Annotated in this window: 6 protein-coding genes; 4 read left to right on the top strand and 2 right to left on the bottom strand. The window is 65.9% G+C overall.

Features of this window, described 5'->3' with window-relative positions:
• Positions 1-1,025 (bottom strand): AsmA family protein (locus AC1DOC_RS20860; RefSeq protein ID WP_478130405.1); only part of this gene is annotated, 1,025 nt, incomplete at its 3' end.
• Between the two features lie 233 nt (positions 1,026-1,258).
• Between AC1DOC_RS20860 and AC1DOC_RS20855 the strand changes: the two genes are divergently transcribed.
• Positions 1,259-1,672 carry a response regulator gene (locus tag AC1DOC_RS20855; protein WP_015866881.1) on the top strand — a complete coding sequence of 138 codons (414 nt, stop codon included), beginning with the start codon at positions 1,259-1,261 and terminating at the stop codon, positions 1,670-1,672.
• Between the two features lie 31 nt (positions 1,673-1,703).
• Here AC1DOC_RS20855 and AC1DOC_RS20850 read toward each other — a convergent pair whose 3' ends face one another.
• The gene (locus AC1DOC_RS20850) at positions 1,704-2,336 is read right to left on the bottom strand and encodes a response regulator (protein WP_015866882.1); all 633 of its coding nucleotides are present in this window, start codon (positions 2,334-2,336) and stop codon (positions 1,704-1,706) included.
• Positions 2,337-2,467: 131 nt separating this feature from the next.
• On the opposite strand from AC1DOC_RS20850, the gene AC1DOC_RS20845 reads away from it, so the two are divergent.
• The 3 genes from AC1DOC_RS20845 to AC1DOC_RS20835 form a co-directional block, all read left to right on the top strand.
• Entirely contained in the window at positions 2,468-3,787 is a 1,320-nt protein-coding gene (locus AC1DOC_RS20845) for a CHASE3 domain-containing protein (RefSeq protein ID WP_436300688.1), read from the top strand.
• A 191-nt stretch (positions 3,788-3,978) separates the two neighbouring features.
• A complete protein-coding gene (locus AC1DOC_RS20840) occupies positions 3,979-4,143 on the top strand; it encodes a DUF1328 domain-containing protein (RefSeq protein ID WP_015866884.1) in 165 nt (54 codons plus the stop codon).
• A gap of 54 nt (positions 4,144-4,197) precedes the next feature.
• On the top strand, positions 4,198-4,477 hold a 280-nt coding region (locus tag AC1DOC_RS20835; protein ID WP_478130404.1), incomplete at its 3' end, for a hypothetical protein.

Here is a 4,477-nt window from a genome sequence, read left to right as displayed (position 1 = left end):
GCCGAGCGTTCGGTCGGCGGCAGGCCGATGAGCGGGCCCAGGTCGTCCATGTCCATGACCTTGGAGCGCAGCTCCCCCGCCAGGTGCGGCACCTGGCCGGCCTTGTCGAAGCGCATGTCGCCGGCGATGTCGGAAAGGCCGAGCCGGCCCTTGAGCCCGGCCACCTCCCACAGCTTGCCGCGCTTGCGCAACTCGCCGCTCAGCGCATAGGGAGAGGTTTCCGGCAGCGCGATGCCCAGCAGCGGGAACAGCGCGCCAAGGGTCTGGCCCTTGAGGTCGAACGTGGCCTGGATGCCGTCGAGGTCGGCAAAGTCGGTCACCGTGCCCGAGGCCTTCAGCCGCGTCTGGCCGGCCGCGGCATCGACCTCCAGCGGGAACGGTGGCTGGCCGGCCGCCTTGAGCTGCAGAACGTTGCCGGTGCGGCCCTCGGCCGTCAGCGGCTGGCCCTTGTAGCGGCCCTTGATGCGGTAGCTGAGCGGGAGCGTTCCCCGGCTGGTGTCGTAGCTCACGTCCGCATGCAGGTCGACGCCCAGGTGCGTGGCCAGGAAGTCGACTGCGCCGCTGTCGACCTGCATCAGGCCGATGACGGGCACGGTGCCGGCATCGGAGGTGTCCTTGCCGAGCGCCCAGGTGCGGCGCCCGTCCGGCTCGATCTGCAGACCCAGCGTGGGCGAGGACAGCGCCAGGCGCGGGATCACGACCTTGCGCGAGACGAGGGGCCAGAGCCGGATGTCGAACTCCGCGCGCTCGGCCTTCAACAGGTAGGGCTCGCGAGCCCAGGGCGGATTGGCAAACTCGATGCCGTCGGCCTTGACGGTGGCGCCGCGCAGGCCGATGCCCACGTCGAGCCGGCGCGTGATCTCGAACTTGCGCCCGGTCTTCTCGCTGACATAGCGGTTGACCGGTCCGCGCAAGGTGTCCCACGGAAAGAACGCCAGCAGCACCGCCAGTGCGGCAAGCAGCAGCACGAAAGCCGCAAGCAGCTTGAGCCAGAGCGACCGGTCGCGAAGCACGTTCGTTGCCATGCCGACGGGATATATCGGCCGCAGTGCATCGCGGGTCGGCAATGGACCGCAGAAACCGTGAGGCAATGCCTACGGAGGGGCCCCGCCAGCGCCTTCGTCAGAACGCGCCTACAACACCCTTCCTCCGAAACTTGCATGATGCTCGTCGGCGGCGCCACAAATTTCCGGTGTGCAGGCATTCGCCAGCGGGGCGTCGAAGACACCTGCCAACGTCAGAGGAAGCGCGGTTCGGCATGGAGACAAGATTGCAGACCTACATCGTCGAAGACAACCTCACGATCCGTGAAAACCTCATTGGCACCCTGGAAGAACTCACCTGCACGACGGTGGTCGGCTTTGCCGAAACCGAGGCCCATGCGAGGCAGTGGCTGCACGACCACAGCGAGGAGTGGGACCTGGCGGTGGTCGACCTTTTCCTCAAGCAGGGCAGCGGCCTGGGCGTGCTGCAGGCCTGCACCTCACGCCGGGCGAACCAGAAGGTGGTGGTGCTCAGCAACTACGCAACGCCCGACATCCGGCGGCGCTGCGCCGAATTCGGCGTGGATGCGGTGTTCGACAAGTCGAACGAGATCGACGCGCTGGTCGACTTCTGCATCCTGGAGGCGGTGGCTCACCGCCCCACGAGCGGCACGGGCGGCACCGGTTGAAGAAGTAGCCGGCGGCCGCCGGCTGCTTCCATCAATCGATCAGCTTGTTCTTCAGTGCGTAGTACGTGAGGTCGCTGTTGGAGGACAGGTTCATCTTCTCCATGAGGCGCGTGCGATAGGTGCTGACGGTCTTCACCGACAGCGACAGCGTCTTGGCGATGTCGCCCGCGGTCTCGCCCTTGGCGAGCTTCAGGAACACCTGGAACTCGCGCTCCGACAGCTGCTCGTGCGGCGCGGCATCGTCCTTGCGGTCGAGCTGGCGTGCCAGCAGCTCCGCCACGGCCGGCGTGATGTAGCGGCGGCCGAGCGAGATGGTGCGAATGGCGTTGACGATCTCCATCGGATCGCATTCCTTGTTGAGGTAGCCGCTCGCACCCTGGCGGATGAGATTCATCGCGTAGTGCTCTTCGGGATAGCCGCTCAGGATGAGGATGCCCACGTCCGGCGCCTTGGCGCGGATCATGGCGAGAGCGTCGATGCCGCTCTGCCCCGGCATGGAAAGGTCCATCACCAGCACGTCGAGTTCGGTGGTGCGCACGAGCTCGATGGCCTCGCGCCCGCTGGCGGCTTCGCCGGCCACGCGCAAATCGACGTGTTCGGAGAAGAACTGCCTGAGGCCAGATCTGACGATGGCGTGGTCGTCCACAATTCCAATTTTGATCATCTGTTACTTTCTTCGTTGTGCCGCGCCTGCGCAAGCCGCAGCATGCCGGTCCCCTGCTTGTTGTCAATTATTCACGAACTTGTGTTGAAAGCACCTTCGAAAGTTTCATGCATTGGCTAGCCCCTCCAAAAATGGCCGTGAGCCTGCTGCTCGCGGCGCTGGCCGCGCTGGCCCTCGTTGGGATCAACGAGGCCGGCTACCGCCAGTCGAGCCGCGCCCTGGCAGACATCGACGCGGCGCTGAAGGTGCGCGGTACGCTCAACCAGATCCTGCAAAACATGCTCGATGCCGAAACCGGCCAGCGAGGCTACCTCCTGACCGGCGAAGCCAGCTACCGTCAACCCTACGACACGGCGGTCAAGCAGGTCGACGGCCACCTTGCGGCGCTACGCCAACTGTACGCTGAACGCCCGGCCGAGCGTGCGCGGCTGGCGGAGCTTTCGAAGCATGTGCTGCGCAAGATCGCTGAAATGGACATGAGCGTGCGGCTGCGGCAGGACGGCAAGGACGAGGCCTGGAAGTTCGTCATCACGACGGACGTGGGGCGCGAGGAAATGGATTCCATTCGCAAGACCGCCGGCGAATTGGCGGAGATCAGCAACCAGACCCTGCACCAGAGCCAGATCCAGGTGATGAAGTCGCTGCGGCTCGCGCGCATCGGCACCGCCATCGTCGCGCTTGCCGCGTTCCTTGCCTTCTTCCTGTACCTGCGGCAGGCGCACGCGCTGCGCTCCATCGGAGAGCGCCAGCAGGAAACACTGCAGCGCGAGCGCAATGCGCTCGAAGACGAAGTGCGCGAACGCACCGCATCGCTGGCCGAACTGGCCACGCACCTGCAGGACGTGCGCGAAACCGAGCGCGGCTATCTCGCGCGGGAGCTGCACGACGAGCTCGGCTCGCTGCTGACCGCCGCCAAGCTGGACGTGGCACGCCTCAAGTCGCGGCTGCTGGAGGCGCCCGACGCCACCCAGCGGCTGCAGCACCTGACCGAGCTGCTCAACAGCGGCATTGCGCTCAAGCGCCGCATCATCGAGGACCTGCGGCCGTCGTCGCTGTCGAATCTCGGGCTGGTCGCGTCGCTCGAGATCCTCGGGCGCGAGTTCGCCGAACGCTCGGGCATCCAGGTCCAGATGGCGCTCGAACCGGTGGCCATGGACGAATCGCGCCAGCTCACGATCTACCGCATGGTGCAGGAGAGCCTGACCAACATCGGCAAGTACGCCGAGGCCAGCGAAGCGACGATCGTGCTGAAGAACCACGAGAACCACGCGGTCGTGGAAGTGGCCGACAACGGCAAGGGCTTCGACCCCCAGCGCATCCGTCCGTCGACGCACGGCCTGGCCGGCATGCGCCACCGGGTCGAGGCGGCCAGGGGCAGGCTCACGATCTCGTCGACACCGGGCCGCGGCACCCGCGTGAGCGCGATGCTTCCCATCGCGAAGCCGCTCTGAGCCCTTGGGGGCACCCCTGCGGTATTTCTGCACGGATCGGCGCGCAAGGAACTCGGCCATCTCCTACGCTCCCCGCGCCCAGCCGCTGACAGCCCCTCGCAGGGGGGTCCACTTAAGGTTGGCCACGTGCCGTTCATTTCCTCTTGGACGCGCAATTTCCAAACAACGAGCGAAGCCTCGAAGGAGTCCACATGTTGTATTACGCAGTGGTGTTTCTGGTCATCGCACTGATCGCCGCCGTGTTCGGCTTCGGTGGCATTGCAGCCAGCGCGGTAGGGATCGCCAAGATCCTTTTCGTGATCTTCGCCGTGCTTGCCATCGCCAGTTTCCTGGCCGGCTTGCTACGACGCAAGTAGCGTAGGTACGATCCACAGGCTCCCGCAATTCATCTCCCCGGAAAGGAAAGATTCATGAACACGACCAAGACTCCCTCGCAACTTGCCGACGATGCCCGCCAGACCGCCAACGATGCGGTGGAAACGACCCGGGCCTATGCACAGAACGCGGTGAATGCGGCCGGCGAGAAGGTCCGCGAATTGCGCCGCGACGCGGAACCCGCGGTCGAACAACTGGCCGCACGCGTGCAGCAGGCCGTGCAGCGCGGCCTCGACGCCGCCTCCACCACCAGCGCGCGCGCACAGCGCCGGCTGGAACAGGCGGCCGACGTCACCGGACGCTACATCTCCGACC

The sequence above is a fragment of the Variovorax sp. 01T439_2 genome (assembly GCF_056398445.1).
Note: the sequence above shows the minus strand (reverse complement) of the source record. Positions and strands in the feature narration are given on the sequence as shown.